Source organism: Geobacillus sp. CCR (assembly GCF_052906625.1).
On the sequence record NZ_JBREBQ010000008.1, the window covers coordinates 65,503 to 92,234 of the forward strand.

30 protein-coding genes, 1 other RNA gene and 2 pseudogenes are annotated in these 26,732 nt (G+C 54.4%); 27 read left to right on the forward strand and 6 right to left on the reverse strand.

The features are described from left to right. The first annotated feature begins 10 nt into the window (after window positions 1-10). Window positions 11-1,276 (forward strand): ribonuclease H-like domain-containing protein, encoded by a 1,266-nt coding sequence (locus ACVBDQ_RS06065; RefSeq protein ID WP_011231034.1) that lies wholly within the window; start codon window positions 11-13, stop codon window positions 1,274-1,276. 438 nt (window positions 1,277-1,714) lie between these two features. Beyond that, the gene (locus ACVBDQ_RS06070) at window positions 1,715-1,960 is read left to right on the forward strand and encodes a CotD family spore coat protein (protein WP_014195684.1); all 246 of its coding nucleotides are present in this window, start codon (window positions 1,715-1,717) and stop codon (window positions 1,958-1,960) included. Window positions 1,961-2,002: 42 nt separating this feature from the next. On the opposite strand, the gene ACVBDQ_RS06075 is transcribed toward ACVBDQ_RS06070, so the two are convergent. Then, window positions 2,003-2,197 (reverse strand): hypothetical protein, encoded by a 195-nt coding sequence (locus tag ACVBDQ_RS06075; RefSeq protein WP_014195685.1) that lies wholly within the window; start codon window positions 2,195-2,197, stop codon window positions 2,003-2,005. Here ACVBDQ_RS06075 and gpsB point away from each other — a divergent pair. From gpsB to ACVBDQ_RS06100, 5 genes are all read left to right on the forward strand, one after another. Continuing rightward, window positions 2,196-2,492, forward strand: coding sequence for a cell division regulator GpsB (gene gpsB / locus ACVBDQ_RS06080; RefSeq protein WP_011231037.1), 297 nt, complete (start codon window positions 2,196-2,198; stop codon window positions 2,490-2,492). The two genes, ACVBDQ_RS06075 and gpsB, sit on opposite strands and share 2 nt — an antisense overlap. 99 nt (window positions 2,493-2,591) lie before the next feature. Next, window positions 2,592-2,988, forward strand: an RNA gene (rnpB, locus tag ACVBDQ_RS06085) — RNase P RNA component class B. A gap of 147 nt (window positions 2,989-3,135) precedes the next feature. Then, complete coding sequence (locus ACVBDQ_RS06090) at window positions 3,136-4,278, forward strand: THUMP domain-containing class I SAM-dependent RNA methyltransferase (protein ID WP_014195686.1); 1,143 nt, start codon at window positions 3,136-3,138, stop codon at window positions 4,276-4,278. A 122-nt stretch (window positions 4,279-4,400) separates the two neighbouring features. After that, window positions 4,401-6,338, forward strand: a complete 1,938-nt coding sequence (locus ACVBDQ_RS06095; RefSeq protein ID WP_015374720.1) for an ATP-dependent DNA helicase — start codon at window positions 4,401-4,403, stop codon at window positions 6,336-6,338. A gap of 118 nt (window positions 6,339-6,456) precedes the next feature. Next, window positions 6,457-7,959, forward strand: coding sequence for a carboxypeptidase M32 (locus ACVBDQ_RS06100; RefSeq protein ID WP_014195688.1), 1,503 nt, complete (start codon window positions 6,457-6,459; stop codon window positions 7,957-7,959). Between the two features lie 133 nt (window positions 7,960-8,092). On the opposite strand, the gene ACVBDQ_RS06105 is transcribed toward ACVBDQ_RS06100, so the two are convergent. From ACVBDQ_RS06105 to ACVBDQ_RS06115, 3 genes are read right to left on the reverse strand one after another with little or no spacing between them, the layout of a single operon-like run. Next, window positions 8,093-9,742: a b(o/a)3-type cytochrome-c oxidase subunit 1 gene (locus tag ACVBDQ_RS06105; RefSeq protein WP_011231042.1), complete on the reverse strand. Its 1,650-nt coding sequence runs from the start codon at window positions 9,740-9,742 to the stop codon at window positions 8,093-8,095. A gap of 1 nt (window position 9,743) precedes the next feature. Beyond that, on the reverse strand, window positions 9,744-10,214 hold the full coding sequence (locus ACVBDQ_RS06110) for a cytochrome c oxidase subunit II (RefSeq protein ID WP_011231043.1): 471 nt from the start codon (window positions 10,212-10,214) through the stop codon (window positions 9,744-9,746). Between the two features lie 21 nt (window positions 10,215-10,235). Further along, window positions 10,236-10,382 carry a cytochrome c oxidase subunit 2A gene (locus tag ACVBDQ_RS06115; protein WP_011231044.1) on the reverse strand — a complete coding sequence of 49 codons (147 nt, stop codon included), beginning with the start codon at window positions 10,380-10,382 and terminating at the stop codon, window positions 10,236-10,238. Between the two features lie 294 nt (window positions 10,383-10,676). Between ACVBDQ_RS06115 and ACVBDQ_RS06120 the strand changes: the two are divergent. From ACVBDQ_RS06120 to ACVBDQ_RS06200, 17 genes and pseudogenes are all read left to right on the forward strand, one after another. After that, window positions 10,677-10,901: pseudogene (locus ACVBDQ_RS06120) on the forward strand (xanthine phosphoribosyltransferase); the annotation flags it as partial. An 80-nt stretch (window positions 10,902-10,981) separates the two neighbouring features. Continuing rightward, window positions 10,982-11,284 (forward strand): annotated as a pseudogene (locus ACVBDQ_RS06125) (solute carrier family 23 protein); the annotation flags it as partial. Between the two features lie 157 nt (window positions 11,285-11,441). Beyond that, window positions 11,442-12,215, forward strand: a complete 774-nt coding sequence (locus tag ACVBDQ_RS06130; RefSeq protein ID WP_446663095.1) for a hypothetical protein — start codon at window positions 11,442-11,444, stop codon at window positions 12,213-12,215. 240 nt (window positions 12,216-12,455) lie between these two features. After that, on the forward strand, window positions 12,456-13,574 hold the full coding sequence (locus tag ACVBDQ_RS06135) for a type III polyketide synthase (RefSeq protein WP_446663096.1): 1,119 nt from the start codon (window positions 12,456-12,458) through the stop codon (window positions 13,572-13,574). Further along, window positions 13,519-14,142: an isoprenylcysteine carboxyl methyltransferase family protein gene (locus tag ACVBDQ_RS06140; RefSeq protein ID WP_025039382.1), complete on the forward strand. Its 624-nt coding sequence runs from the start codon at window positions 13,519-13,521 to the stop codon at window positions 14,140-14,142. Before ACVBDQ_RS06135 ends, ACVBDQ_RS06140 begins: the two co-directional genes overlap by 56 nt. A gap of 178 nt (window positions 14,143-14,320) precedes the next feature. After that, window positions 14,321-18,070: a dynamin family protein gene (locus ACVBDQ_RS06145; RefSeq protein WP_025039383.1), complete on the forward strand. Its 3,750-nt coding sequence runs from the start codon at window positions 14,321-14,323 to the stop codon at window positions 18,068-18,070. Then, complete coding sequence (locus tag ACVBDQ_RS06150) at window positions 18,070-18,258, forward strand: hypothetical protein (protein ID WP_013145453.1); 189 nt, start codon at window positions 18,070-18,072, stop codon at window positions 18,256-18,258. Before ACVBDQ_RS06145 ends, ACVBDQ_RS06150 begins: the two co-directional genes overlap by 1 nt. Continuing rightward, window positions 18,255-18,530 carry a YpbS family protein gene (locus tag ACVBDQ_RS06155; protein WP_020279120.1) on the forward strand — a complete coding sequence of 92 codons (276 nt, stop codon included), beginning with the start codon at window positions 18,255-18,257 and terminating at the stop codon, window positions 18,528-18,530. The genes ACVBDQ_RS06150 and ACVBDQ_RS06155 overlap by 4 nt, the downstream gene beginning before the upstream one ends. Before the next feature lie 120 nt (window positions 18,531-18,650). Then, window positions 18,651-19,499, forward strand: a complete 849-nt coding sequence (locus ACVBDQ_RS06160; protein ID WP_023634567.1) for a sulfurtransferase — start codon at window positions 18,651-18,653, stop codon at window positions 19,497-19,499. Between the two features lie 249 nt (window positions 19,500-19,748). Next, window positions 19,749-19,901, forward strand: a complete 153-nt coding sequence (locus ACVBDQ_RS06165) for a hypothetical protein (RefSeq protein ID WP_011231053.1) — start codon at window positions 19,749-19,751, stop codon at window positions 19,899-19,901. A 112-nt stretch (window positions 19,902-20,013) separates the two neighbouring features. Further along, window positions 20,014-20,535: a TlpA family protein disulfide reductase gene (locus tag ACVBDQ_RS06170; protein WP_033025271.1), complete on the forward strand. Its 522-nt coding sequence runs from the start codon at window positions 20,014-20,016 to the stop codon at window positions 20,533-20,535. A 121-nt stretch (window positions 20,536-20,656) separates the two neighbouring features. Further along, on the forward strand, window positions 20,657-20,788 hold the full coding sequence (locus tag ACVBDQ_RS06175) for an FbpB family small basic protein (RefSeq protein WP_011231055.1): 132 nt from the start codon (window positions 20,657-20,659) through the stop codon (window positions 20,786-20,788). A gap of 55 nt (window positions 20,789-20,843) precedes the next feature. Then, the gene (locus ACVBDQ_RS06180; RefSeq protein WP_011231056.1) at window positions 20,844-20,987 is read left to right on the forward strand and encodes an acid-soluble spore protein N; all 144 of its coding nucleotides are present in this window, start codon (window positions 20,844-20,846) and stop codon (window positions 20,985-20,987) included. A 30-nt stretch (window positions 20,988-21,017) separates the two neighbouring features. Beyond that, on the forward strand, window positions 21,018-21,245 hold the full coding sequence (gene tlp, locus ACVBDQ_RS06185) for a small acid-soluble spore protein Tlp (protein WP_014195696.1): 228 nt from the start codon (window positions 21,018-21,020) through the stop codon (window positions 21,243-21,245). A 116-nt stretch (window positions 21,246-21,361) separates the two neighbouring features. Beyond that, on the forward strand, window positions 21,362-21,778 hold the full coding sequence (locus ACVBDQ_RS06190) for an acyl-CoA thioesterase (RefSeq protein ID WP_011231058.1): 417 nt from the start codon (window positions 21,362-21,364) through the stop codon (window positions 21,776-21,778). A gap of 14 nt (window positions 21,779-21,792) precedes the next feature. Beyond that, window positions 21,793-22,107: a hypothetical protein gene (locus ACVBDQ_RS06195; protein WP_011231059.1), complete on the forward strand. Its 315-nt coding sequence runs from the start codon at window positions 21,793-21,795 to the stop codon at window positions 22,105-22,107. Further along, window positions 22,107-22,526 carry a PaaI family thioesterase gene (locus tag ACVBDQ_RS06200; RefSeq protein WP_020279119.1) on the forward strand — a complete coding sequence of 140 codons (420 nt, stop codon included), beginning with the start codon at window positions 22,107-22,109 and terminating at the stop codon, window positions 22,524-22,526. Before ACVBDQ_RS06195 ends, ACVBDQ_RS06200 begins: the two co-directional genes overlap by 1 nt. 23 nt (window positions 22,527-22,549) lie before the next feature. Here ACVBDQ_RS06200 and ACVBDQ_RS06205 read toward each other — a convergent pair whose 3' ends face one another. Further along, window positions 22,550-22,840, reverse strand: coding sequence for a HesB/YadR/YfhF family protein (locus ACVBDQ_RS06205; protein ID WP_011231061.1), 291 nt, complete (start codon window positions 22,838-22,840; stop codon window positions 22,550-22,552). 181 nt (window positions 22,841-23,021) lie between these two features. Here ACVBDQ_RS06205 and ACVBDQ_RS06210 point away from each other — a divergent pair, with 181 nt between their 5' ends. Both ACVBDQ_RS06210 and ACVBDQ_RS06215 read left to right on the forward strand, forming a co-directional pair. Beyond that, window positions 23,022-23,168, forward strand: a complete 147-nt coding sequence (locus ACVBDQ_RS06210; RefSeq protein WP_011231062.1) for a hypothetical protein — start codon at window positions 23,022-23,024, stop codon at window positions 23,166-23,168. A 315-nt stretch (window positions 23,169-23,483) separates the two neighbouring features. Next, a complete protein-coding gene (locus ACVBDQ_RS06215) occupies window positions 23,484-24,422 on the forward strand; it encodes a magnesium transporter CorA family protein (protein WP_014195699.1) in 939 nt (312 codons plus the stop codon). Between the two features lie 42 nt (window positions 24,423-24,464). Here the strand turns inward: ACVBDQ_RS06215 and ACVBDQ_RS06220 are convergent, their stop codons facing one another. Further along, window positions 24,465-25,058, reverse strand: a complete 594-nt coding sequence (locus tag ACVBDQ_RS06220) for a DUF502 domain-containing protein (protein ID WP_011231064.1) — start codon at window positions 25,056-25,058, stop codon at window positions 24,465-24,467. A gap of 179 nt (window positions 25,059-25,237) precedes the next feature. On the opposite strand from ACVBDQ_RS06220, the gene ACVBDQ_RS06225 reads away from it, so the two are divergent. Further along, a complete protein-coding gene (locus ACVBDQ_RS06225) occupies window positions 25,238-26,677 on the forward strand; it encodes an NAD(P)/FAD-dependent oxidoreductase (protein WP_041467849.1) in 1,440 nt (479 codons plus the stop codon). The last annotated feature ends 55 nt before the right edge of the window (window positions 26,678-26,732 follow it).

A 26,732-nucleotide genomic window follows, 5' to 3' on the forward strand; every position in this document is an offset into this window, starting at 1 on the left:
GGGTGAACGGATGAAGCCGAAGTTGGCGCAATGGAAAGAATTGCTTGCCGCCCGGCATAAAAAGGAGAACGATGAAGAAAAAGAAGAGGAGAAACCGGACGGACGACCTGTGACGGACGTGCCGTATGCCGACGTTTGGCGGGAGTACGGCGCCAAGCCGTATTGGTTTGCCGGCGATTACTGCCTCATTCGGGAAACGGTGTATCCGCTTGACTATCAGCACGGCCGCTATCGGCTCGGAGCGCTGTATGAAGTGCACGAAAGATGGCAGGAAGCGCCGTTTTCCCATCCGCTCTCCTGCCGCGGCTTTGCCGTTAGCGACTTATTCTTTTTTGACACGGAGACGATGGGACTTTCAAGCGGGGCGGGAAACATCATGTTCTTGCTTGGCCACGCCCGCATTCTTGGCGATTTCGTCACCATCCGCCAGCACCTTCTGCCATACCCAGGGGCGGAAGTGGCGCTCTATCAAAGTTTTTTGTCTGACGTCGATTATACGACGCTTGTTACCTATAATGGAAAAGCGTTCGACTGGCCGCGCCTGAAAACGCGCCATGCGCTTGTCCGCAACATGGTGCCAAAACTGCCAGCGTTCGGTCATTTTGATTTGTATCACGCCGCCCGCCGCTTATGGAAAGACAAATTGGATTCGCTGCGCCTTTCGGAAGTGGAGCGGCACATTCTCTATGTCGAGCGGGGCGATGATGTGCCGGGCTTTTTGGCGCCGATGATGTACAAGGAGTTTTTGCAAACGCCCCATCCAGACCGGCTCATGCCAGTATTGCGCCATAACGAGCGCGACGTGTTGTCGCTCATTGCTCTCTACATTCACCTATCCGTTCAGCTGCTTGAAGCGGACCGGCTCGCTGACCCCAAGGAGCAGTTGGCCGCCGCCCGTTGGTTCGAAGCGGTCGGGGAAACAGCGGCGGCAAGGGGGGTGTACGAGGAGGCGAGCGGCAAAGGGGCGAAGGAAGCACAGACGGCGAAATGGCAGCTTTCTCTTTTATACCGAAAAGAAAAACGATATGAAGAGGCTGCTCTCCTTTGGCGCGACTTGTTTATCCACGGAAATGGCTATTGGAAGGCGAAGGCCGGGCTTGAACTGGCGAAGGTGTATGAACATTATTTCCGGGATGCGGCCGAAGCGCACCGTTATGCCGTTATGGCATATGAAGCGTGGCGGTCGCTCGCTAGGATGAGCCGACAACATAGCGAGAAAGAAGAAGCGGAATGGCGCAGGAGGCTCGCGCGGCTTGAACGCAAGAAAAACGGGTGAGAACTCGTCCATTTCCCTGGCAAGCGCAAAATATGACAGAAAACGAAAATGTTTCGTCTTTTTGTTGTGAATCTTGTAGAAAAAAGAAAAAACGTGTACAATGGCATCGGAATGAACGAAAACGATGGCAGGGAGAAGAAGACGATGCGGAGCATGTACAAAAAAATTTTGTATCTCTTTTTTATTGTCGTCGGTTTGACGTTTGTCGTGTTCAATTATATCTATTAATGAACGTCAGAGAGGCCGGCGCCGCATAACGGATTCAAAAAGACGAATGACTATGCCAAAACGTCCGAAGCACCGGAGCGAGAGAGCCGGTAGATTGTTGGCGCGAATGGCTCTTCAAAATGGGTGTTTATACTAGTACGAGTCCACTCCGTTCATCATAGGCTAGTATTGTCAAGCAACAGCCTAAATTGATGAAAGGAGAGGAATATGATGCATTGCCTGCCGAATGTAACGGCGCCGATCGTTCATCCGCCTCGTTGCAACGTTTTGCATCATTTCGAAGCAACGATTGTGCCGCATATCCATCCATCGCATACGATGCATGTTTATCATCACCTGTATGAACATCAACATTATTTCCCGCATACGGAATCGGCGGTGGCTCAGGCTGCCAATCGCCATCTGTACTGCCCGGGTCCGGGACCGATGCCATTTCCGCCGTTTCCGCTGCGATAGTAAGGGCCAAAAACAGAAGCCGCTTTGTCGGCTTCTGTTTTTTTACGGATGGAAAACGCCGGCAGCCGGCGGCGTTTGGGCGGGAGGACGGCGTTTCGGCGCCGCCGGGAAGTCTGCGTGGGCGCCATGCGGCTTCCCGATCGATGCGGCAAGCCAACCGTCAATTGACAACCGGCTGAATTTCTGAAAAAATAAAGAGAAGATGATCGTTGAATGCGGATTGAGGTGAAAAGCCATGTCAGCCCATCAAGTGAAACTGACGCCGAAAGACATTTTAGAAAAGGAATTTAAGGTAAGCATACGGGGGTACAACCAAGACGAAGTGGATCAATTTTTGGATCTCATTATTAAAGATTATGAAGCATTTCAGCAAGAAATTGACGAGTTGCGCCAGGAAAACGCCCGGCTGAAGCGGCAAGTCGAGGAGCTTCAAAAACGGCCGGCGATGTCGGCGGGAACGACGAACTACGACATTTTGCAGCGCCTTTCCAACTTAGAAAAGCATGTGTTTGGCCGGAAACTGTATGAATAACCAGCCGGCAGGGCGAAGTTGATGCAGGGATTTCTAATTTTTTCTTCTTGATTCTCACACCAAGATCAGCTATACTGTAAGATGCTCGCAGCGTTAATCATGTTCGGGTAATCGCTGCGGCCGGTTTCGGCCGTAGAGGAAAGTCCATGCTCGCACGGTGCTGAGATGCCCGTAGTGTTCGTGCCTAGCGAATCCATAAGCTAGGGCAGTCTGGCTTCGGCTGGGCTGACGGCGGGGAAAGAACCTACGTCCGCATGCGGATATGGTTCGATTACCCTGAAAGTGCCACAGTGACGCAGCTCTAAGGGAAACCTTAGAGGTGGAACGCGGTAAACCCCACGAGCGAGAAACCCAAATGATGGTAGGGGCACCTTCCCGAAGGAAATGAACGGAGGGAAGGACAGGCGGCGTACGCTGCCTGTAGATAGATGATTACCGCCGGAGTACGAGGCGAAAGCCGCTTGCAGTACGAAGGTACAGAACATGGCTTACAGAACATGATTAACGCGGTGATTGGAATCGTGGGAAAGCCCTCCTGCAGGAAGGAGGGCTTTCTCTTTTGTGTGTTTTCCTTCCATATGACTATAATGGAAGTATAGGCCATGAATGAGGATACATACATCTATCAGATAGGGGGAACAGGATGACTTCGTTTTCGCTGATTGCCACGGCCGCGATGGGGCTCGAATCAGTCGTCGCGGAAGAAGTGCGCCGGCTTGGCTATGAGTGCCAAGTGGAGAACGGCAAAGTGACGTTTGAAGGCGATGCGCTCGCCATTTGCCGGGCCAACCTTTGGCTGCGCACCGCTGACCGCGTGAAGCTGAAAGTCGGTGAGTTTCGAGCGACGACGTTTGAGGAGTTGTTTGAACAAACGAAGGCGTTGCCATGGGCCGATTACTTGCCGAAAGATGCCGAGTTTCCGGTGATCGGGAAGTCGGTCAAATCAACGCTGTTCAGCGTTTCCGACTGCCAAGCCATTGTGAAAAAGGCAGTCGTCGAAAGCTTAAAAGCGCGCTATCATTTGTCGTGGTTCCCGGAAACCGGGCCGTTGTATCGGATCGAGGTGGCGCTTCACAAAGATATCGCTACGTTGACGATCGATACAAGCGGCGCCGGGCTGCATAAACGCGGCTACCGTGCTCGCCAAGGGGAGGCGCCGCTAAGAGAGACGCTCGCGGCCGCCTTAGTGTTGCTCACCAATTGGACGCCCGAGCGCCCGTTCGTCGATCCGTTTTGCGGGTCGGGCACGATTGCCATTGAGGCGGCGCTGATCGGCCAAAACATCGCCCCAGGGTTTAACCGGGATTTCGTCTCGGAGCAATGGCCGTGGATCGGGGAATCGGTATGGGAAGAGGCGCGCCAAGAGGCGGAACAGATGGCGCGTTACGACCAACCGCTTGATATTTGCGGGATTGACCTTGACCCGCACATGGTCGAGATCGCCAAGATGAATGCAGCCGAAGCGGGGCTTTCCGATCTCATTTCTTTTCGGGAGGGCCGCGCCGAGCAGTTTCGGACCGATGCACAATACGGGGTGATCGTCGGCAACCCGCCATACGGCGAACGGCTTGGCGAACAACGGGAGGTCGAAGCGCTCTATCGCGCCATCGGCCGCGCCTTCGCCGCCTTGGATACGTGGTCGGTGTACATTTTAACCGCCCACCGCGGTTTTGAAACGCATTACGGCCGCCCGGCGACGAAGCGGCGCAAACTGTTTAACGGCTTTATTGAAACCCATTACTACCAGTACTGGGGGCCGCGGCCGCCGCGCGAAGCTCGAAGTTGACTTCTCGGCGGCCATCGATCATAATATTGTTTTGTTACTAGGGATCGAGCGCGCAACAAACTTGTTGCGCGCTTATGCATGATATGCCGGGGGAGTTTATGCCAATTGGAGGGGTGGCGACGATGGGCCATGAACGTTATCCGTTTGTTGTAGAAAAAAATGAAAACTTTTTTGATAAGTTGAGCCAGTGGATCGGCGATGTTTTTTATGACATTTTGCCGGAAGCCGGCTTTGAGCTGCGCGACGAGCAAATTTATATGGCGTTTCAGCTCGAGCGGGCGTTTCGAGAAAAAAAGGTGATCTTCGCCGAAGCGGGAGTTGGCACAGGGAAAACGATCGTGTATTTGCTGTATGCAGTCTGCTACGCCCGCTATACCGGCAAGCCGGCCATTATCGCCTGCGCCGATGAGACGCTCATTGAGCAGCTCGTCAAAAAGGAAGGCGATATTGCGAAGCTATCCAACGTGCTCGGGCTGGAAATCGACGTCCGGCTGGCGAAATCGCCAGATCAATATTTATGTTTGAATAAACTGGAAGAAGTAACGACGTATGACGATGACGACATCGAGCTGTATGAGCAAATTTACGATGAACTTCCGGCTTTCGTCCATGACAACAAACCGCTGCAGTCGTTCTACCGCTACGGCGACCGAAAAGAATACGCCCACCTGACTGATGAACAGTGGAAAAAAATCGCCTGGGATCCGTTTCAAGACTGTTTCACGTGCGAAAAGCGGCATCGCTGCGGACAGACGCTTTGGCGCGACTATTACCGGAAGGCGGCGGATTTGATCGTCTGCTCGCACGATTTTTATATGGAACATGTTTGGACGTATGAAGCGCGCAAGCGGGAAGGACAGCTGCCGCTGTTGCCGGAAGCGAGCTGTGTCGTGTTTGACGAAGGGCATTTATTGGAGTTCGCTGCGCAAAAGGCGTTGACATATCGAATGAAAGAGACGACGCTTGAGACGTTGCTGACACGTCTTCTTGAAAACGACATCCGTGAAGAGCTCGCCTATTTAATTGAGGAGACGCTGGAGACGAGCACGCGCTTTTTTGATGAGCTGAAAGCGTGCGCGAAAGACGTTCCGGGTTCGAACCGGAAAGAAATTTTGCCGTCGCCGCGTCTTGAACAATGGGCGAAGCGGCTCCGCGGCCAAATGGTCGAAATCGGCAACGAGCTTGTGTTTGAAAGCGAGACGTATACGATCGATCATTACCAGCTGAACATTGTGGATGAATATTTGGATCAAATCCAGTATTCACTCGATTTGTTTTTGAAAAACGCCGACGCCATTACGTGGCTTGAGTCGTCGCGTCAAGAGGCGACGTTTGTCGTCATGCCGCGCACCGTTCAGGAAGTGTTGCGCGAAAAAGTGTTCGCGAAACGCATGCCGTTTGTCTTTTCATCGGCAACACTATCAAACGGAAAATCATTCCAATATATAGCGCAAAGCTTAGGCATTGATGACTATTTATCGTTCAGCGTGCCGTCGCCGTTTGATTACGACGAACAGATGACGATTTTTATGCCGACGTTCCGCGCGGATGAGACGCTGTTTGCCAAAAAATACGCATATGCGCTTGAAAAATTGCGCGAAACCGGAGGCCGGGCGCTCATCTTGTTCCCGACGCGCGAGGAGCTTCTTCAGTTTAAAGAGGCGGCAGCCGGCGAACCATTTTCGTTTTTGTTTGAAGGCGACCGCGAAATCAGCGATTTGGTCGCTGAATTTCAGCGCGAGGAAGAGACGGTGCTTTGTTCTGAACATTTATGGGAGGGGCTGGACATCCCGGGGCCGTCGCTGTCGAACGTCATGATTTGGTCGCTGCCGTATCCGCCGAATGATCCGGTGTTTCAGGCGAAGCGAAAAGCGTATAGCAACCCGTTTTGGGACGTCGATGTGCCGTATATGCTTCTTCGCCTTCGCCAAGGAGTCGGACGGCTCATCCGCACGCGCGACGACTGCGGCATCGTTTCCATTTTCGTCACCGACAGGGAAGATGAACGGGTCATTGCGGCGATCAAAGACGTGTTGCCGACAGCGGTGAGGGAAGAATGATATTCTTCCCTTTTTCATTTTCCACAAAAATAGCATTTTCTCGCTGGCAAGCAGGAAAATGGCACCTTGTTATGGAAATGATGATACGGCCATGAAATACATAGGGGGACTGAGTATAGTGAAACCAATCGAAGCGCAGTTTTTGCAATACGTGAAAAAAATGACGGGCTACCGCGAAGCGATTGGCCTCATGTATTGGGATTTGCGGACTGGCGCCCCGAAAAAAGGGGTCGAGCAGCGATCAGAAGTGATCGGCATGCTGTCAGAAGAAGTGTTTCGCATGTCGACATCCGAGGAGATGGCAGCCTTTATCGCCAAGCTGTCGCCCAAAGCCGTCTACGAGCAGCTGAATGACGTGACAAAGAAAACGCTTGATGAATGCAAAAAAGAATACGAGCGCAATAAAAAAATTCCAGCGGATGAATACAAAGAGTTTGTCGTGCTTTGTTCCAAAGCGGAAAGCGTTTGGGAAGAAGCGAAAGCGGCTGCTGATTTCGCCCGGTTTCGCCCGTATTTGGAGCAAATCATCGAGTTTCAGCGCCGCTTTATCCGTTATTGGGGGTATGAAGGACACCCGTACAATACGCTGCTCGATCAATACGAGCCGGGCATGACCGTCGATTTGCTTGACGAACTGTTCAGCCGCCTGCGCGAACGCATCGTCCCGCTTGTGCACGCCATTTCCGCCGCGTCCGACAAGCCGGACACGTCCTTTTTGTTCGCGCCGTTTCCAAAAGAAAAGCAGCGCGCTTTTCTGCTTGAGTTGCTTAAAGAGCTCGGCTATGATTTTGGCAAGGGGAGACTTGATGAGACGGTCCATCCATTTGCGATCGGGCTCAACCCGAACGATGTGCGCATTACGACGCGCTACGACGAGCGCGACTTCCGCACCGCGGTGTTTGGCACGATCCATGAATGCGGCCATGCGCTGTATGAACAACACATTTCCGAGGCGCTTGTCGGCACTCCGCTTGCAAGCGGGGCGTCGATGGGCATTCATGAATCGCAGTCGCTCTTTTTTGAAAATATGATCGGACGCCACTATGCGTTTTGGAAGCGGCATTATCCGCGCCTTTTGCAATACGCGCCCACGCAGTTCGCCGACGTTTCGCTTGATGCGTTTTACCGGGCGATCAATGAAGCGAAGCCGTCGCTCATTCGTATTGAAGCGGACGAACTGACGTATCCGCTCCATATTATCATCCGCTATGAAATCGAAAAGCAGCTGTTTGCTGGGGAGCTGGAAGCGATCGACTTGCCGGATGTATGGAATGAGAAATATGAACAATACCTTGGCATCCGCCCGCACAACGATGCGGTCGGCGTGTTGCAGGACGTCCATTGGTCCGGCGGCAGCTTCGGCTATTTCCCATCGTATGCGCTCGGCTATATGTATGCGGCGCAATTCAAGCAAGCGATGGAAAAAGAGTTGGATGTAGCTGGGCTGCTTGAAGAGGGGAACATCGCACCGATCCGTGAATGGCTGACCGTTCATATCCACCAGTTTGGAAAAATGAAAAAGCCGCTCGAACTTGTGCGCGATGCGACGGGCGAAACGCTGAAAGCCGATTATCTTATTCAATATTTAGAAGAAAAATATAAGGCGCTTTATCGATTATAGAAACAGGCGCGTCAGTGCAAACATCGTTCTTACGCTGTTCGTTTAGTTTTTCTGTCGACAAAGTCCTATTGTGTCTCGGTTTTATGCACATAAAGAGGAAGGTGTCCCGATCGCTTGGGGACACCTTCTTGTTTCACCATAATTTGTATCCTTTCGACCCCGGCGGAGCGTTTTGAATGATGTCGATGATCGGCACCGTATAGGCGATCAAAATGAGCGCAACGACGAGGCCGATCCAAAGCTTCCAGTTTTCAAGCGCCAGCGCAGCCCGTTCATACGGGGCAGCTGCCTCGGCGACCGGAAACTCCGTTTCGCCTTTCGGGGCGAAAAAGGCCAAGTTGATCACGATGACGAGAATCAAAATAATGCCGATGAACAAGATGGTGCCGCCGACCGCTTGCGCGATTTGGTACGGAATCCATTCAAGCGCTTGCGGCGAATTGCTGTACGTTGAGAACGCCGAGCGTCGCGGTGCGCCGAGCAGACCGGCAAAATGCATCGAGCCGGACATGAACGTCATCCCAACCGCCCAAACGATCGTTTGAATGATGGCGAGCCGGTTCATCGCTTTCGTCATCACCCGGCCGGTCAAATGCGGAATGAGCCAGTATGACGCACCAAAAAATGTTAGGACGACAGTCGTTGCCACCGTTAAATGGAAGTGGCCGGTCACCCAAATCGTATTATGGACGACTTGGTTGAGTTGGTGCGAGGCGTTAATAATCCCGCCGGTGCCGGCCGGAATAAAAAACAGCATTCCGACAAACGGGGCGAAAAAGCGGGCGTCGCTCCACGGGAGTTTCCGCAGCCAGCCGAACAAGCCGGTCGCTCCCTGCGAGCGGCCGTACGATTCAAACGTCGCAAACATGGCGAACGCGGTCATGAGCGACGGAATGATGACCATGAACGTCAAGACGACTTGCACGTATTTCCAAAACGGCGAAATTCCCGGCTCAAGCAATTGGTGATGGAAGCCGACCGGAATCGAAAACAGCAAAAACAAGATAAACGCCAGCCGTGCGAGTGAATCGGAGAACATTTTGCCGCCGATCACTTTCGGAATGACGGCGTACCAAACCATATACGCCGGCAATAGCCAGAAGTAGACGAGCGGATGCCCAAAATACCAAAACAGCGTCCGGCTCAAGAGCACGTTCACCCGATCCGTGAGCCCAAGCGACCACGGAATGAGCTGGAAGACGACGGTGGCGGCGACGCCAAGCGAACAGACGAGCCATAGCACCATATTCGTCACTGACATGAACGCCAGCAGCGGGCTCACTTGACCGCGGTGCGTTTTCCGCCAGCGGGCATAATGAGCGAACATCGCAAAGCCGCTCACCCAGCTGCCGACGACGACAAGCGCCAAGCCGATGTAAAAGCCGGCGTGCGCTTGCAGCGGCGCGTAAAACGTATATAAGACAGATGCCTTGCCGGTTAAGATGAAAAACGCACTCATGGCTGTTCCGATTGTCATCAGCCAAAAACCGATCCAACCGGTCCGGCGCGAACCGTCTGAGAGCGCCCCGGTTGTACGGCTGACCGCGGCGAACTGAAAGCCGATAATGAAAAACGTCGTCAGCACGAGTCCAAGCAAGACGCCATGCGTCGTCAAAATCGTGTAATAGCTGATCCCAGCCGGGAGCTCAAACTTGCCGGAACGGACTAATGTTTGCAATAGGCCGGCGAACCCCCCGAGCGCGAGGGCGGTAAAGGCGACGAACAAATGGGCAAGCGCCAGTTTCGCATCGCGGCGATCGACTTTTTCCAACGGTTGTGCCATGTTACTCCACCACCTTTATGCGCGCCGTCATCATATGGTGGCCGGCGCCGCAATACTCGTTGCAAAGAATCGTATATTCGCCCGGTTTGTCAAACGTGGTTGTTAAGCTGTTCACATAACCGGGTTCGACCATCATGTTCACGTTCGTTCCCGGGATTTCAAATCCGTGGATGACGTCTTTCGAAGTGACGTTGATCGTCACTTTCGCTCCTTTTGGAATTTCGATCGCATTCGGTGTAAAAGAAAACGCGGCGACGACGATGTTCAACTCGTATTCCTTGTCTCCTTTTTTGACGAGCCCCGGATGATCAAACGGCGGGGTCGAATCGACTTTTTCTGGATCGATCGTCGTCAGGCAGCTCGGCGGCTGCTGTCCGGCGGCGAATGCACTTACGCCGACGACCGTCAAAAAAACGATCAAACAGCCGATGCCAAACGCAAGCCAAATTTTTTCATACTTATGGATGTGCATACCGATTCCCTCCTTTGCCGCTTACAGGCGGTGCAAAAATAAAAAGTAGACGCTGACCCAAGAAAAAATGATGAAAAAGCCGAGCAGAAACACAGAGGCCAGCGTGCCTTTGAGCGCCGGCTCTTTTTCCTTTTTCGTTTGCCGGGCCGCTGTGATCAGTTTTGCCATGCCGTATCCCTCCTCTTTGTTGGATTCATCCCCCATAACAGCAATTCGGCAGGTGCGCCAAACGGCCAATTTCCCTGCTTTGACACTATCATAACTGTACAAAACTGGGGCAACAGTGACTTTTCTCACAAAAACGATGCTGGAAGTGTGAACAAATGGTGACGTTTGTGAAAAAATGATGAAGACGTCATTTTCTCTCGCGGCAGCAGAGCCCGCCAATGTTCTTTTTGCTGGCATGTAAAGCGCCGGCGATTGAACAGGCAATGGGATGCAGCAAAGAGATTAAGCCTATCGATCATTGATGATTTTTTAGCCAACGGCCAAGCGGCGCTCGGAATGGTGGAGATCATCGAGCAAGCGGGAGCTGATATGGTCGGCATCGGCATTGTCATTGAAAAAGCGTTTCAAGACGGCGGCCGGCTGCTTCGTTCGCGCGGCTTCCGCGTTGCGTCGCTCGCCCGCATCGCATCGCTTGATGGCGGCGCCATTCAATTTGCTGACGAGGTGATGAGTCGATGAAGATGAAATGGTGGCAAGTCGGATCGCTCGGCATCCAACATGTATTGGCCATGTACGCCGGGGCGATCGTCGTTCCGCTCATCGTCGGCGGGGCGCTGATCGCGATGTTCGGCATGGTCATTGCCTACGGTGTGAAAATGTTAGGCCAAGTTGACCTAACTGTGCAAGAGAACTTGCTGATCATCGCCTGCTCGGTCGGCGTGGGGCTTGGGGTGACGGCGGTGCCGAACTTGTTTGCCGAGCTGCCGACCGGCTTGCGCATTTTAACCGACAGCGGCATCGTCGCCGGCAGCATGACCGCCATCATCTTAAACGCCGTCTTCCATTTCGGTAAGGCAAGAAAATCGGCTGCACTGCCGCTGCAGGAACAAAAAATTTCATAATGGTGTTGATCGCTTTTATAGCCATCTTCGTTTTCCGGCCACTGCTCGGGAAATGGGGGTGGCTTTTTTATTGGCGTGTCGATTGGCAGAGAAAATGATAGAAACTGGTGGAGGGATGATGGTATAATGGAAAGCGAATAGGAAAGGGGGTGAAACAATGGATGAATGGGTGGAGCGCCTTTTCGATGAGCTGCGGCAAATACGGAATCAGATGGCGACCAAACAGGATGTTGTGCGGGTGAATGATCGCATCGATCGGCTTGAACAAACGGTGAGCGCGACGAAAGAGGATGTTGCGCGGTTAAATGGACGCGTCGGGCAACTCGAAGAGACCGTGGCAGCGACGAGAGAAGACGTTGTCCGGATGAATGATCGCATCGGGCGGCTTGAGCAGACCGTGGCAGCGACGAGAGAAGACGTCGCAGCGCTGGATGGGCGCATCGGGACCATCGAGCGGACGATGGCAACGAAAGAGGATGTCGCAGCGCTGGATGGGCGCATCGGGACCATCGAGCGGACGATGGCAACGAAAGAGGATGTCGCAGCGCTGGATGAGCGCATCGGGACCATCGAGCGGACGATGGCAACGAAAGAGGATGTCGCAGCGCTGGATGGGCGCATCGGGCAACTCGAAGAGACCGTGGCGGCTAACAGAGACGACATTGCGGCGCTCGACAGCCGGATTGGGCGCATGGAACAAACGATGGCGACGAAAGAGGACGTTGCCGAATTGCCGTTTATTCGGCAAGCTGTCGTGGAAACGTTAGAAACGCTCCATGAAATTTCGGCGATGAAACAAACCCTCACAGAAATGCAACAAAAAGTCAATGAAGTCATTGCCGGACAAGCGCGGCAAGAGCTCGTACTTCAATCCCTCGCTTTGCACTTGCTCGAGCATGAAAGTGAAATCCGCGCGCTAAAAGCGAGATAAATAACGAACCTCTCCTATTGTACATCCTCGCTGATGATCATGTTCCTTCCAAAACAGGCCGGTTTTGTCCGCGCCTGTTTTTTGATTGCAGCAACTTTTCATAACTTTTTTTGGCTGCGAAAACTAGAAATCCATTCGCTGTTCCTGAAAAAACGGGTGTACAAACATATTTTCCATTGCATATAGTTTGGCTTGTTGCGCATCCTAATAGAATAAAGAGGAACAGACCGAGGTGTTTGTATGCCGGTTCTTTTATCTGTCGGCACAGCAAGGATGCCGTATACGGCCGCCCAAGACGAGGTGAAGCAGCATGTCGCCGGGCTGTTCGCCGGTCGAATGGCGCGTGCGGAGCGGCTGCTGCAGGCGTTTGACAACAGCGGCATTCATACGCGCACGTTTGTCCAACCGCTTGCCTGGTACAGCGCGCCGCGCGGTTTCGGTGAAAAAAATGGGGTGTACATCGACCGTGCCGTCCGCTACAGCCGAGAGGCGGTCAATGACTGTTTGCGCAAGGCTTCGTCCGGCCCTGTTTTGCATGAGGAGATCGATGCGCTGTTTTACATCTCAACGACAGGGCTGTCGACGCCGAGCATCGAGGCGCGGCTGATGAACGTATTGCCGTTCTCCCCTCATGCCGTAAGAGTGCCGATTTGGGGGCTCGGTTGTGCGGGAGGGGCGGCTGGGCTCGCCCGGGCAGCCGACTATTGCCGGGCGTTTCCGAATGCCAAGGCGCTTGTGATCGCCGTTGAGTTTTGCAGTTTGACGTTTCAACTCAATGATTGGTCCAAAAGCAATGTGATCGGTACGTCGCTTTTTTCCGACGGCGTGGCGTGCTTGCTTGTGGCTGGCGACGGAGCGGCGCCGACAGCTGGCGCGCCGCGTGTCATCGCCGCCCGCTCGGTGCTCATGCCCGGCTCGGAAGACGTGATGGGCTGGGATGTTCGCGACGAAGGTTTGTTTGTCATCTTTTCAAAAGACATTCCGGCGATCGTTCGCTATTGGCTGCGCCCGCAAGTCGAGTCGTTTTTGCAGGAACATGGGTTAGGGCTTGGGGATATTCATCATTTCATCGCCCACCCGGGCGGGAGGAAAGTCATTGAAGCGTACGAGGAGGCGTTCGGATTCGGTCCGGAACAGACAAAAGCCGCTAGAGACGTGCTCGCCCGCTACGGCAACATGTCGTCGGCCACCGTGTATTTTGTGCTCGAACAGATGATGCGGCAGCCGCTTTCGTCCGGGCACGGCCTGCTTATCGCTCTCGGCCCGGGCTTTAGTGCGGAAATGGTGCTGCTTCAATGGGGGGATGATCGTGCGGTTTTGGTTCGTGTTTTTGGCGGTTGCCGGCATGCGCGTCATTGAGCTTCGGCTTGCAAAACGGAACGAACAGTATGTGAAAGCGCTCGGGGCGCGGGAGTTCGGCGCTCGCCATTACCCGTTGATCGTATTGATGCATGTCGGTTTCTTTTTGTCGTTGGCTGTTGAGGCGCTTCGAAAGGGCGCGCGCCCGTCGCGCCGCTGGCCGCTTTTGTTTCCGCTTTTTCTTGTCGTGCAAGGGCTGCGCGTATGGACAATTGGGTCGCTCGGCCGTTTTTGGAATACGAAAATTTTGATCGTACCAAACGGCCAAGTAGTGAAAAAAGGGCCGTACCGATGGCTTCGCCACCCGAACTATGTGGTTGTCGCCTTAGAGATTGCGCTGTTGCCGCTTTTGTTTCAAGCGCCGATCACCGCGCTTGTCTTTTCGCTTTTGAACGCATTTTTGCTGTCGATTCGCATCGCGGTTGAGGAAAGAGCGCTGGCGGCGCTCACCGACTACCGGGAGGCGTTTCGGGAGCGGCCGCGTTTTTTGCCCCGGTTAAGGGGGGAGGCTGCCATCCGCAAGATGCGGCAAGCTGAAAGCAGCGGACAAATAAAAAACAGCCCTTGAGCCGTCTATAATGGCATCTGTTCGCCGTTCGCCTGCGGGCGGCGGCAGGGCGTTGCCTCTTTCTCTATGTCATCCTGTCGGGTTACGGCAGGATTTTTCTTTTTTTCTATTGGGAAACGGGGCGAAATGCAGTAAAATGAATGTAAATGACATTGAGGGAGACAAAGGGGTTTTGGTCATGGGGCATATTGCGATTGAGCGGCCGTCATTGCGGCTGTGGCTTTCGAAAATGATCGACATGCACGATCAGCTTCAGTCCGCGGATGACCAGGAGCATGCGGACAAAGTGAAGCAGCTCATCGAAAAAGCGGCATCCGGTGAGCTCATTGTCGCGTTTTGCGGTCATTTTTCCGCCGGCAAATCGAGTTTGATCAACGCGTTGCTCGGCGAGCCGATGCTGCCGTCCAGCCCGATTCCGACGAGCGCCAATCTCGTCAAAGTGAAAGCCGGTCCGGACTATGTGCGCGTCTTTTTCCACCGCGATGAGCCGGTCGAGTATGAACCGCCGTACGACCCGGACTTGATTCGCGCCCAATGCCGGGACGGGGAGACGATCGAATGGATTGAAATCAGCCGAACGACGGACGCCATCCCGCCGGGGGTCGCGATCCTCGATACGCCGGGCATCGATTCGACCGATGACGCCCACCGGCTGGCGACGGAGTCAGCGCTTCATTTGGCGGATGTCGTCTTTTACGTCATGGATTATAACCATGTGCAGGCGGAATTAAACTTCCAATTTACGAAGCAATTAACAGATGAAGGAAAGACCGTTTATTTGATCATCAACCAAATCGATAAACATCGCGACGACGAGCTGCCGTTCGCTGAATTTCGCGCCTCGGCCGCCGAGGCGTTCCGGCGTTGGGGAGTTGAGGCGGCCCGTTTGTTTTTCTTGTCGCTGAAAGACCCGTCACATCCGCACAACGAATGGCATGAGCTTGTCGCTTGTTTGCGCCGGTTGTTTGCCGACAAGGAGGAATGGCTCGTCCGCGGCGCCGAGTCGGCGTTAAAACGGATCGCGGACGGCCATCTTGAGCATCTCCGCGCGCGGCACGAGCTGCTTGAGCAAACGATTGAGACGCGCCTCGAGGCGCTTGGCGGCGCCGATGACGAGGCGGCGGCCATCGCGGAGCTCGATCGCCTTGAGGCGGAGCTTGCCGATTGGCAAACAGCGCCGTCGCGGGCGGAGGAGGCGTTCCGTTCGGAGCTTGAGCGCGTGCTGCAAAACGCGTACGTGATGCCGTTTGAGACGAGGGAGCGGGCTGAGGCGTACTTGCAGGCGATGCAGCCGAATTTCAAAGTGGGCTTGTTGTTCGCGAAGACAAAAACGGAGCAAGAGCGCAAGCGGCGGCTTGAGGCGTTTTATGAAAGCGTCAAAGCGCAAGCGGCGGCGCAGATCGAATGGCACGTCCGCCAGCTCCTTGTTCAGTTTGGGAAAGAATGGCATGCTGATGACGATTGGTTCAGCGAGTGCCAGCAATGGACGGCGGAGTGGGATGAGACGATGCTTGCCGGCCTCGTCAAACAAGGGGCGGAATCAAGCGGCGCCGCGCTATTAAATTATACGGATGAGGTGGCGGCGGCGCTGAAAAAACGCTACCGTGACTCGGCGCTCGCCTTGTTTGCCGAACTGAAGGAACAAATCGCCAAACGGGCGGCCGCCCAAACAGAAACATTGAACGGACAGCTTTCGGCGGCGCGCGAAAAAGTGGAGCTCGCCGCCCGCCTTGCCCGCCTCAGAGCCGAGCGGGACGAGCGCCGGCGTGCGTTCGAGCAGCTGATCGCTGCTCCATGCGAGTCTGCATCGCTTGATGAAAACCGTCTCGCCGCGTTGACGGCGCCGCCAGTCTTCCGGAAAGCGCGTCATGCCGAGACGGCAAAACCGCAAGCAGCATCCAAGCCAGCGGAAACAAGCCATCTTTCCGTCAAAGAGCAAGCGCTCGGTCAGGAAGCGGCCGGCCTCGGAGTGAGCGAAAGAGCGGACGAAGCTCGGACGCTTTCAAGCGGCAGAAAACAGCGGAGCGAAGAGGCGGCCGAGCGGCTTGAGGAGGCGGCGGCTTGGCTTGAACGGTCCGAACTGCTTGGCCGCTTCGCTGGACCATTGCGCGACAAGGCGCGTCGGCTTCGCGAGCGATCGTTTACCGTCGCCTTGTTTGGCGCCTTCAGCGCCGGCAAATCGTCGCTGGCGAACGCCTTGCTCGGCGCCCCGCTTCTGCCATCGTCGCCCAACCCGACAACCGCCGCCATCAGCAAAATCGCCCCGCCCGATCACAAGCACCCGCACGGCACGGCGGTGGTCAAGGTAAAAAGCGAACTGCAAATTTGGGCGGATGTGCAATCGTCGCTTCGGCAGTGCGGCCATGAGGCGGATACATGGGATGAAGCGCTCCGCCTTTGCGCCCGCCTGGCCGAATCGGGAGCCGAACATCCGGCGCAAAAGCCGCATGTGGCTTTTTTGGCAGCTGCCGCGGCCGGCTATGAGCGGATGAACGGTCGATTCGGGGAGATCGTCTCCATCGGTTGGGAAGAACTCGAGACGTATGTCGCTGACGAAGCGGTGTCATGTTTCTTAGATGAGGTCGTGTTGTACGCCGACTGTCCGCTCACCTGCCAAGGGGTGACGCTTGTCGATACCCCGGGGGTGGATTCACTTAACGCCCGCCATACGGGAGTGGCGTTTCATTACATGAAGCATGCTGATGCGTTGTTGTTTGTGACGTATTACAACCATGCGTTCTCGAAAGCAGACCGCGAGTTTTTGCTTCAGCTTGGGCGCGTGAAAGACACGTTTGCGCTTGATAAAATGTTTTTCGTCATCAATGCGGCTGATTTGGCCCAGTCGAAAGAGGAGCTTGAGGCCGTCATTTCCTATATGAACGGAGAGCTCGCCCGCTTCGGCATCCGCTTCCCGCGCCTTTATGCGCTCTCAAGCCGCTTGGCGCTGGCGGAAAAAACGGGGGCCGAGCCCGGTCCGCGCGGCGTCTTGGCGGACTCCGGCTTGTCTGCCTTTGAAACCGACTTCTTCCGCTTCTTAACGGAAGAACTGGCGGAAGTCGCCGTCGAGAGCGCATATGCCGAGCTTGAGCGGGCGCGGCGGGCGGCAGAGGAATTCGCGCGCGCCGCTGGGCAAAGCGAAGCGGAAAAAGCGGAGAAACGGCAGGCGCTTGAGGCGGTGAAAACGAAGATGCACGCCGTGCTTGCTGGCATTGATGATGCCTACGGCCGGCAGGCGCTTCGCCAGGAAGTCGACGAATTGCTCTATTACGTCAAGCAGCGCGTCTTTTTCCGCCTCAACGATGTGTTTAAGGAGGCGTTCAACCCGGCGGTGCTCCGCGACGACCAAGGCCCGGCGCGTCGGGCGCTTGAGCGTTGCCTCGACGAGTTGCTCGCATCGGTTGGCTTTGATTTGGCCCAAGAGTTGCGGGCGACGAGCTTGCGTGTTGAGTCGTTTTTGCACAAGCAGCTGGCCGAGCAGTTCTCGCGCCTATTCCATGAGCTTCGTCGTTTCGATGATGCGCTCGCGCTCACGCCGCCTGAGCCGTTTGCCTTTTCGGCGCCGGAGTTTGCCAACGCCCTTGGGGATGTAGACCGGGTGCGGTTTACCAAGGCGCTTTCGCTGTATAAAAACGCCAAATCGTTTTTTGAGCGCGACGAAAAGCGGCGGATGAAAGAGGAAATTGAGGCGGCGCTTGTCGAGCCGATCGACGCCTATTTGGCTGAGCAAAAAGAGCGGCTTGTGGCGACGTACGCAGAACAATACAAGGCTGCCGTCGCCGCACTTTCGGCCGCTCTCGCGGAACAAGTCGACAGCTATATGGAGGGCTTGCTTGCCGCGCTCGCCGAAGCGGCGGATCATGAGGCGCTCGCCCGCATCGAAGCGGCGCTTCGCGGCCTTCTTTCGGGCCGCGTCGGGGAGGCGCGTTGATGAACCGGTTTCACGCTTGCGCTACATGCATCCACTACCGTATAGAAAAGCGAGCCGACGGGCTGTACACGTATTGCCGCCGGCTCGGCTATGCGACGAAACCGAACTATCGGTTCAACTGTTGGACGCCGAAACCGAACGTCCGGCGTTTGATGGAAAAAGAAGCAGGAAAGGACGAGGACCATTGAGCGAAGTGCATCACGCGATCACTGCCCATGTGCAAAAACAGCATACCATCTTGAAGCAATTTGCTATGCTCGACGCCGAGCGCGAGCGGCTCATCGACGAAGCGGTCGAGCGGTGCCGCCGCGGCGAGTCGTTTACGGTTGATGGGATCAATGAAGTGACGAAGCGGATGAACGAACTGGCCAAAAGCGGCCTCGTGCCGGCGCGCCGGTGCGTGACGCCGGAGATGGTGCGCGAGTACGTGAGCCGGCTTGAAGGGAAAGAGCGATCGTGACGATGGCGAGCGCTGGCTGAGCGTGTCGGCGCCGCCGGCGTCCTGTTGATGATTGGCTGCTTTCCGTTCCGATCAAGAAACAACGTTTGGCGTCAGCAAAAACAAAGAGGGGGAGGACATATGGCGTCGCTTGTTTCCCATGAATGGCTCCTTCGCCATTTGCACGACGAAAACACGCGCATTCTTGATTGTCGGTTTTGGCTTGGCGATCCTGCGAAAGGAGCGGCCGTTTACCAGGAAGATCATATTCCTGGTGCCGTGTATATGGACTTGGAACGCGACTTGTCGGGCCCAGTCGGAGAGCACGGCGGCCGCCACCCGCTCCCGTCGGCCGAGCAAGCGGCGGACGTGTTTGGCCGAGCCGGCATCGATGAAACGGTGACCGTTGTCGCTTACGACGACCAAGACGGGGCGATGGCGGCGCGTTGCTGGTGGCTGCTTCGCTATTTCGGCCATGCCCACGTATACGTATTGGACGGCAATTATCGTGAATGGAAGAAGAAAGGGCATCCGGTGACGAACGTCGTCCCTGCTGTGGCGTCCCGCCCGTTTCGGCCGCGTCCGGATCGGTCATGGCTGGCGACGGTTGAGGATGTGCGCGCCGCCGTCCGCGATCGCTCGGTTGTGCTCATTGATTCGCGTGAATGGAAGCGATATGCCGGCCTGGAAGAACCGATCGACCGCCGAGCCGGCCGCATCCCAGGAGCGGTGCACCGGTTTTGGAAAGACGGAATGACGGAAGGCGGCTACTGGAAAAGCGCTGTCGAGCAGGCGGCTCGGTTTGCCGATTTTGACCGTGGGCAGCCGTTGATCGTTTACTGTGGTTCCGGCGTCACCGCCTGCCCGAACGTGTTGGCGCTCCACGAAGCTGGTTATCACAACGTTCGGCTGTACGTCGGCAGTTTCAGCGACTGGATTTCCTATCCGGACCACCCGATTGAAACGGGTGACCCGTCATCCGATGCTTAGTTTTCTCCGATTCGGGCTGAAACATCATTCGACGCCTCGGTGTTGTCGGATGGAACCGTTGTTTTCTTTTCGTTTTCTTTTTTCGGTCCGCATGAGGTCGAAGCGTTGTTGATTTTCAACGATTTTCACCTAGTGTTTGTTTCGCTTTTCTTCCATTGTTTCGGCCGCCGGTTGAAGCCGCTGTATGCATAGTTTTTTGGCCGCCGGCGGATACTATAGGTGAACCGACGGAAGCAGAGGAGGAGACGCATGGGCCGGACAAAACTTGGCAATGCCAATGCCCAACGAAACAACAACGCGAAGAAGAAAAACGGCTTTAACGAATGGAGGAGCGAATTCGCTTCGTACGCAGAAGTCGAAGCGGAGAAAATGAAAAACGATCATAAAAACATCCGATCATGATGAGGGCGCGCCCCTCGTTTTTTCGTTTTAAGCACGATGGTTGGCAAATGGCAAACGTATGTGCTATAATCGTGGACAGAGCGGCGGGAGGCGCCGGTAGGGAGGGGACAACGTGCGGAAATGGCTAGTCGTTCTTTTGTTCTTGGCTGTCGCCGGCTATGGCCTTTGGAATGTGATGGCGGCTGACAAACCGAATGAAGCAAACGGAGCCGGTCCGGAAGTGGGTCAGACGGCTCCCGACTTGACCTTGCCGGCGCTTGGGGGCCAGTCGGTTAAGTTGTCGGCGCTGCGCGGCAAAGCGGTCGTCCTCAACTTTTGGACGTCGTGGTGCCCGCCATGCAAAAAGGAAATGCCGGAGCTTGCCAAGTTTTACGAGCGGCATGGCCGCGAAGTTGCGCTCCTTGCCGTTCATTTGACGACGCAAGATACGTTGGACAACGCTGAGCGGTTTGCGAAAGCGAACAGGCTCGTGTTTCCAGTCGGCCTCGATGTGCGCGGCGAAGCGCTTCGTCAATATCGAATCCAAACGATTCCAACGACGTATATTATCGATCCAAACGGCGTCATTCGGCGAAAAATTGTCGGCCCGGTGACGGCGAAGCGGCTCGAGCAGGAAACAGCGCTTTTTCGTTGAGCAGATGGCTGCAGCGAAAGGCGCTTTCTTCGTGGTTCGTTATTTTTCAAAAAGTTGTCATAATTTTTATCTTTTTTGGGCATGAATAAGATTACAATAAAAGTGAGGGGAGGTTGAAGCGATGAGACGATCCCGCAAAATGACTCTCCAAGAACTGATCAGCGAGAACAAACGGCAATTGTTGAACGATCGGGAAGCGCTCGAAAAAATCGAGAAAAAGCTGGAAGAGCGGATGCTCAAAAAAGCAGAATGACCCATGCATAGCGGTTCTCCGGGCGGACAGACTAGATGGCGAGGAGGCGAAGACAATGAGCAATCCGAAAGGAAGCCGCAAACATTTCGTGCCGAACCATATCGGCACACAGCCTCGCGCCGCAGGAGGAAACAAGGGCAAACAAATGCAAGACCAGTCCGGCCAGCACGCCCAAGTCATCCAAACGAAGGGCGAATAGCCGGAAACTCGCGCAAAGGAGGAAGCATTCATGCCGCGTCCGAAACCGGATGACCGCAGCGACAATGTGGAAAAGCTGCAAGAAATGGTGCAAAACACCATTGAGAACATAGAAAAAGCCGAAGAAACGATGCAGTTTGCGTCGCCGGAGGAGCAGGAGAAGATCCGTGCGAAAAACCGCCGCCGCGAAGAAGCGATCGCTGCGATGCGCGCGGAAATCCGAGACGAAGCAGCTGCACGGGAACACGGCTGCCAGTAAACGAAGCAGCCCTCATGCGGGGGCGGCTTCGTTTTTTTGTCTACCGCTTGAGCGAGCCGACGGGCGAATGGTAACATAGAAGAGGAGGCCCGGTAAAAAATGGAGGGAGAACGAACGTGAAAGTGGCAGAAAAACAAATTGAAGTGCGTTATGCGGAAACAGACCAAATGGGCGTCGTCTACCACGCGAACTATTTAGTTTGGATGGAAGTCGGGCGCACGGAATTGATCAAACAGCTTGGCTTTCATTATGCTGACATGGAGAAAGAAGGCATCATTTCGCCTGTTGTCGATTTGCAAGTGTCGTACAAAAAGCCGCTTCACTACGGGGAAACGGCGACTGTCCGCACATGGATTGACGCCTATGACGGCATCCGCGTGACATACGGCTACGAGATTCTCGCCCCGGACGGCGAGGTGGCGGTGACCGGAAAGTCGCAGCATGTTTGCGTCAAGCGCGATACGTTTCGGCCGATCGTGATCCGCAAATATTTTCCTGACTGGCATGAAGCATATGAGCGGGCGAAGCGGTAAAGGGGAGCGGTGCGATGGCGTTTGGCATCCGCCGACATGAGCTCGCGGCATGGAAAGAGAAAGTGAAGCGCGGTGAAATCGCCTTTTTGACCCACTATTGGTACGACGAACGGTTTCCGCATTGCACGACAGTGACGAAAGTCGGCTGCGCCGATGTCGAAAAACTCGCCGCTTGGGGGCGGCAGTACGGGCTGAAGGAAGAGTGGATCGATCGGCGCGGTGAGTTTCCGCATTTCGATTTGCTCGGTGAGACGCAAACGCGCATTTTGCAGCAGGAAGGACGGCTGTTTGAACTGGAACGATTCACGAAACGGGGGAAGAAGGAATGATGATCGATTTGGCCGTTGTGAAGGAAATGTCGAAACATACGTTGATCGATACGCTCGGCATCGAAATTGTTGAGGTTGGCGAAGGCCGCGTCGTCGCGACGATGCCGGTCGACTGGCGCACGCACCAGCCGGCTGGGCTGCTGCATGGCGGCGCCTCAGTCGCCTTAGCGGAGACGGTCGCCAGCATCGGCGCGTACGCGCTTGTGGACCCCAACACGGAAAACGTCGTTGGATTGGAAATCAACGCCAATCACGTCCGCGCCGTTCGCCGCGGGACGGTGACGGCGACAGGGACGGTGTTGCACCGCGGTCGGACGACGATGGTGTGGGATGTGCGCATTACGGACGAACAAGGGGAGCTCGTCTGCATCTCCCGCTGCACGATCGCCATTATTCGAAAAAGCGAGCGCCAAGGCTAGCTTTTTCAATCGCCGCGGGACATTCAATGGACGAGAAAAACCGGCTCATTGCTTTTTTCGTCCAAATCCACAGTCAAATCACGTCCATCGAAATACCATTGGTCGCTCTCTTCAATAAAAAAGGTGATGCCATCAACCGTCGTCTGCGCCGCCGGCTTGTCGACCAGTTCGTCTTTGGCCATGCCAAGCGAAAACCCTTTTTGCACGGTGCTGCACCCGCCGTAGCGGGCAAAAAAGCGGATCGCATCGCCCGGCTTCAGCCCGAGCTCCCGCTTGTACCAATCAAACGCTTTTTTTGTAATCATGATGTTCATGGCTTCCCCTCCTCACTTGTTTATTATAAGTGAATGGACGGCGCCGGTAAAACGATTGTGTGAACATTGGCTGACAATTTGAGGGCGAAACAATTTCCAGAAAATGGATTAACCTAGCCCTGACTGGCTCGAGTAAAATGCCGGCCGACGGCGAACAGTAAAAGCGAGGGGGGTGAAGACGGTGAGCAAGAAGCGGCCGTTTGCGCCAAGCTATGAATCGGATGGGGTGATGGGCGAAAAGAAAGAGCAACGCCCGCGCCGTTCCAACCGTCGGCAAATTGACAAACAAGCGCCTGATTTTTTCAACACGACGCCATCGAGCGAATAAAAAAGCCGAATCGAGCGGGCGATGGTTGAACATCGCGCTGTTTTGTGAATAAAGTAGCCAGTAGGCTGCTTTTTTTTTATGGCACCTACTATACAAACGGGCCGGTCCGCGCTATCATTACTTGAGGGACATCTTTTTCGAAAGGAGTGGCGTTTTCGTATATGAGTAGTTCAAGCCCGAACGAACCGGAACCGGAATATAGCGGGGAACGCGGCCTGTTCCTTTTCTTGTCGGCTGCTCATCATACGAAAACGGGCTCCGGACGGAAAGGAAGAGGCGCCGCCTTCCTCGCGTGAAAAGGAGGAAGGATGCCAGATGATGAAAATGTATTTGTCCGATGCCAACGGCAAAATGCGCGAAATCGATCATATTGAAAATGGCTGCTGGATCAATCTCGTTGCCCCGACGGAAGACGAAATTCGCTACATCGCCCACCATTTGGACATTCCGATCGATTCGATCAAAGACGCGTTGGATGACGAGGAGCGGTCGCGCGTCGAAAAGGAAGACAACCATGTGCTCATTATCGTCGACATTCCGATTGTCGCCCATGATGAAGTGGACGGCCCGATTTACGAGACGATTCCGATCGGCATGATCATTACGAACACGTGTTTTATTACGGTTTGTTTGCAGGAGAATCCGATTTTCGAAGAATTCTCCAAAAACAAAATCAAAAACTTTTACACGTTTATGAAGACGCGGTTTGCGTTGCAAATGCTGTACATGATTTCAACGTATTATTTGCGCTATTTGAAGCAAATCAATCGGCGGACGAGCGAAATCGAAAAAGAATTGCACCAATCGATGAAAAACAAGGAGCTGTTTTCGCTTCTCAGCATGGAAAAAAGCTTAGTGTATTTTATGACGTCGCTGAAGGCGAACAACATCGTCATGGAGCGGCTCATGCGCCTCAATTATTTGCGCATGTACGAAGATGACCAGGATTTGCTGCAGGACGTCATTATTGAAAACAAGCAGGCGATTGAAATGGCCGAAGTATACAGCAGCATTTTAAGCGGCATGATGGACGCGTTCGCTTCGGTCATCTCAAACAACTTAAACATTGTGATGAAGTTTTTGACGGCCATTACGATCGTCATTTCGCTGCCGACGATGGTGGCGAGTTTCTACGGCATGAACGTACCGATTCCGTACCAACACTCTCCGTACGCCTTTTTGATCGCGATGGCGCTCGCCGGTTCACTGTCAGCGGCGACGGCGTACATCTTTTGGAAAAAGCGATACTTTTGACGGCCAGGCGCGTTTTGGATGGCCATGCGAACGGCTGCCCTGTCATTGGGGCAGCCGCTTTTGCTTTCGGACGGCCACACCGCCGGAGAGGATGAATTTCATCGCCTCTTCCGGCGAGATGTCGACGACTTCCACTTGCTCTTTCGGGACGAGCAGGGTGAGCCCGGCGACTTGAAACGCCTGCGGGATATAGACGGCGACGTAGTCGGCGAGAGGATCGTGCCAAGCGCCGACATCATCCATTGTCATGAAGCCGAGGCATTTCCAGCCGCTTTCTGGCATTGTAACGAGCACAACTTGCGAAAACGATCGTTTTTCCCCGACGAAGGAAGCGATTGTATCTTTGGCGACGGAATAAACCGTTTTCATCAAGGGAATGCTTTCAAGCAACCGGTCGATCAGTCGAATGAGGCGGCCGCTTACGTATTGCGTCGATAGCCAACCGCAGACGGTAATCAGCGCGACAGTCGCCAATAGGCCTAGGCCGGGAATGTAGCGGCCATCCAAATACGGACGGACGTATTGGCCAAGCAGCCCATCCAAAACGGTGAACACTTTGTAGCACACATAGACGGCGAGTAAAATTGGCACGATCGTCAGCATGCCGTTTAGAAAATGTTTCACGAAAAAACGCATCCCTTTCCCTCCCCGCTATTCATTCTCTACCACCATACCAATTTTTTTGGCTTTATACAACTCTCTATTATATCGAACATTTTCTGTTGTATTCGGTAAGAAAGTTCGTGTTTTTCCTTGACGAACTGCCAAATGTTCCGTATACTTTCGAATGGAACATGGGAAATGGGGGATGGATCATGAACAATCATTACGATGTGATCGTGGTCGGCGCCGGGCCGGCCGGCATTTTCACTTGCTACGAACTGACGCTCAAACTCCCTGGAGCGAACGTGCTCTTAATCGATAAAGGGCACGATATCTATAAACGCAATTGTCCGATTTTGCAAAGAAAAATTGAAAAGTGTCCGCCGCCGGCCGGCAAAAAAGACTATGCCGGCTGCGTGCCGGCCTGTTCGATCACGAATGGATTCGGCGGAGCGGGGGCGTATTCGGACGGCAAATTCAATATCACGAGCGAATTCGGCGGCTGGATGACCGACTATTTGCCGGCTTCGACCGTACTTGAGCTCATCCGCTATGTCGATGAGATCAACTTGAAGCACGGAGCGACGACATCGATCACCGACCCGATGACGGATAAAGTGAAAGAGATCGAGCGGCGCGCCTATGCGGCCGGGCTGAAGCTATTGCGCGCGTACGTCCGCCATTTGGGTACAGAGCAAAATTTGGAAATTTTGAAAAGCATTTTTGAATATTTGCGCGAGCGGATTGCGATGCGCTTTACAACGGAAGTGGATGATATCGTGACCGAGCGGACGGAGAGCGGCCATCGAGTGAAAGGCGTTGTGCTGAAAAACGGAGAAACGTTGACAGCGGAAAAAGTCGTCATCGCTCCGGGGCGCGATGGCTCGGTTTGGCTGAGCAAAATCTTGCGCAAGCGCCGTTTGCGGATGATCAACAATCAGGTTGACATCGGAGTGCGCGTGGAAACATCGAACATCGTCATGCAAGAAATTAACGAACATCTGTATGAAGGGAAATTCATTTTCAACACGTCGGTTGGGACGCAAGTGCGCACGTTTTGCAGCAACCCGTCCGGACATGTCGTCGTCGAAAACCATTCCGGCATCATACTCGCCAACGGCCATGCGTACAAAGATCCAAAGCTCGGCAGCAACAACACGAACTTTGCCCTTCTTGTTTCACATAAGTTTTCCGATCCGTTTGACAAGCCGAACGAATACGCCCATGAAATTTCTCGGCTGGCGAACGCCTTGTCCAACGGCGGCATCATCGTGCAAAAATACGGCGACATTTTAAAAGGACGGCGATCGACGGAAAAGCGGATCAAAGAAGGGTTCATCGAACCGACGCTAAAAGAAGCGGTGCCGGGCGATTTAGGCCTCGTTTTGCCGTACAACACGATGAAAAGCTTGATCGAAATGACGGAGGCGCTCAACCACGTCACTCCGGGGCTTGCCTCTGAGCATACGCTCTTTTATGGGGTGGAAGCGAAGTTTTATTCGGCGCGTCCGAAACTGAACGACCGCTTTGAAACCGAAATCGCCGGGCTGTATGTCGGCGGCGACGGCGCCGGCATTACGCGCGGCCTTGCGCAGGCGAGCGCCTGCGGCGTCTGGATCGCCCGCGACATCGTCGAGAAATTGACGCATTAGGTGAGGAACCGAGGGCAGGCCTCTTCAAACGGGGGCCTGTTTTTTTGCTGTCTGC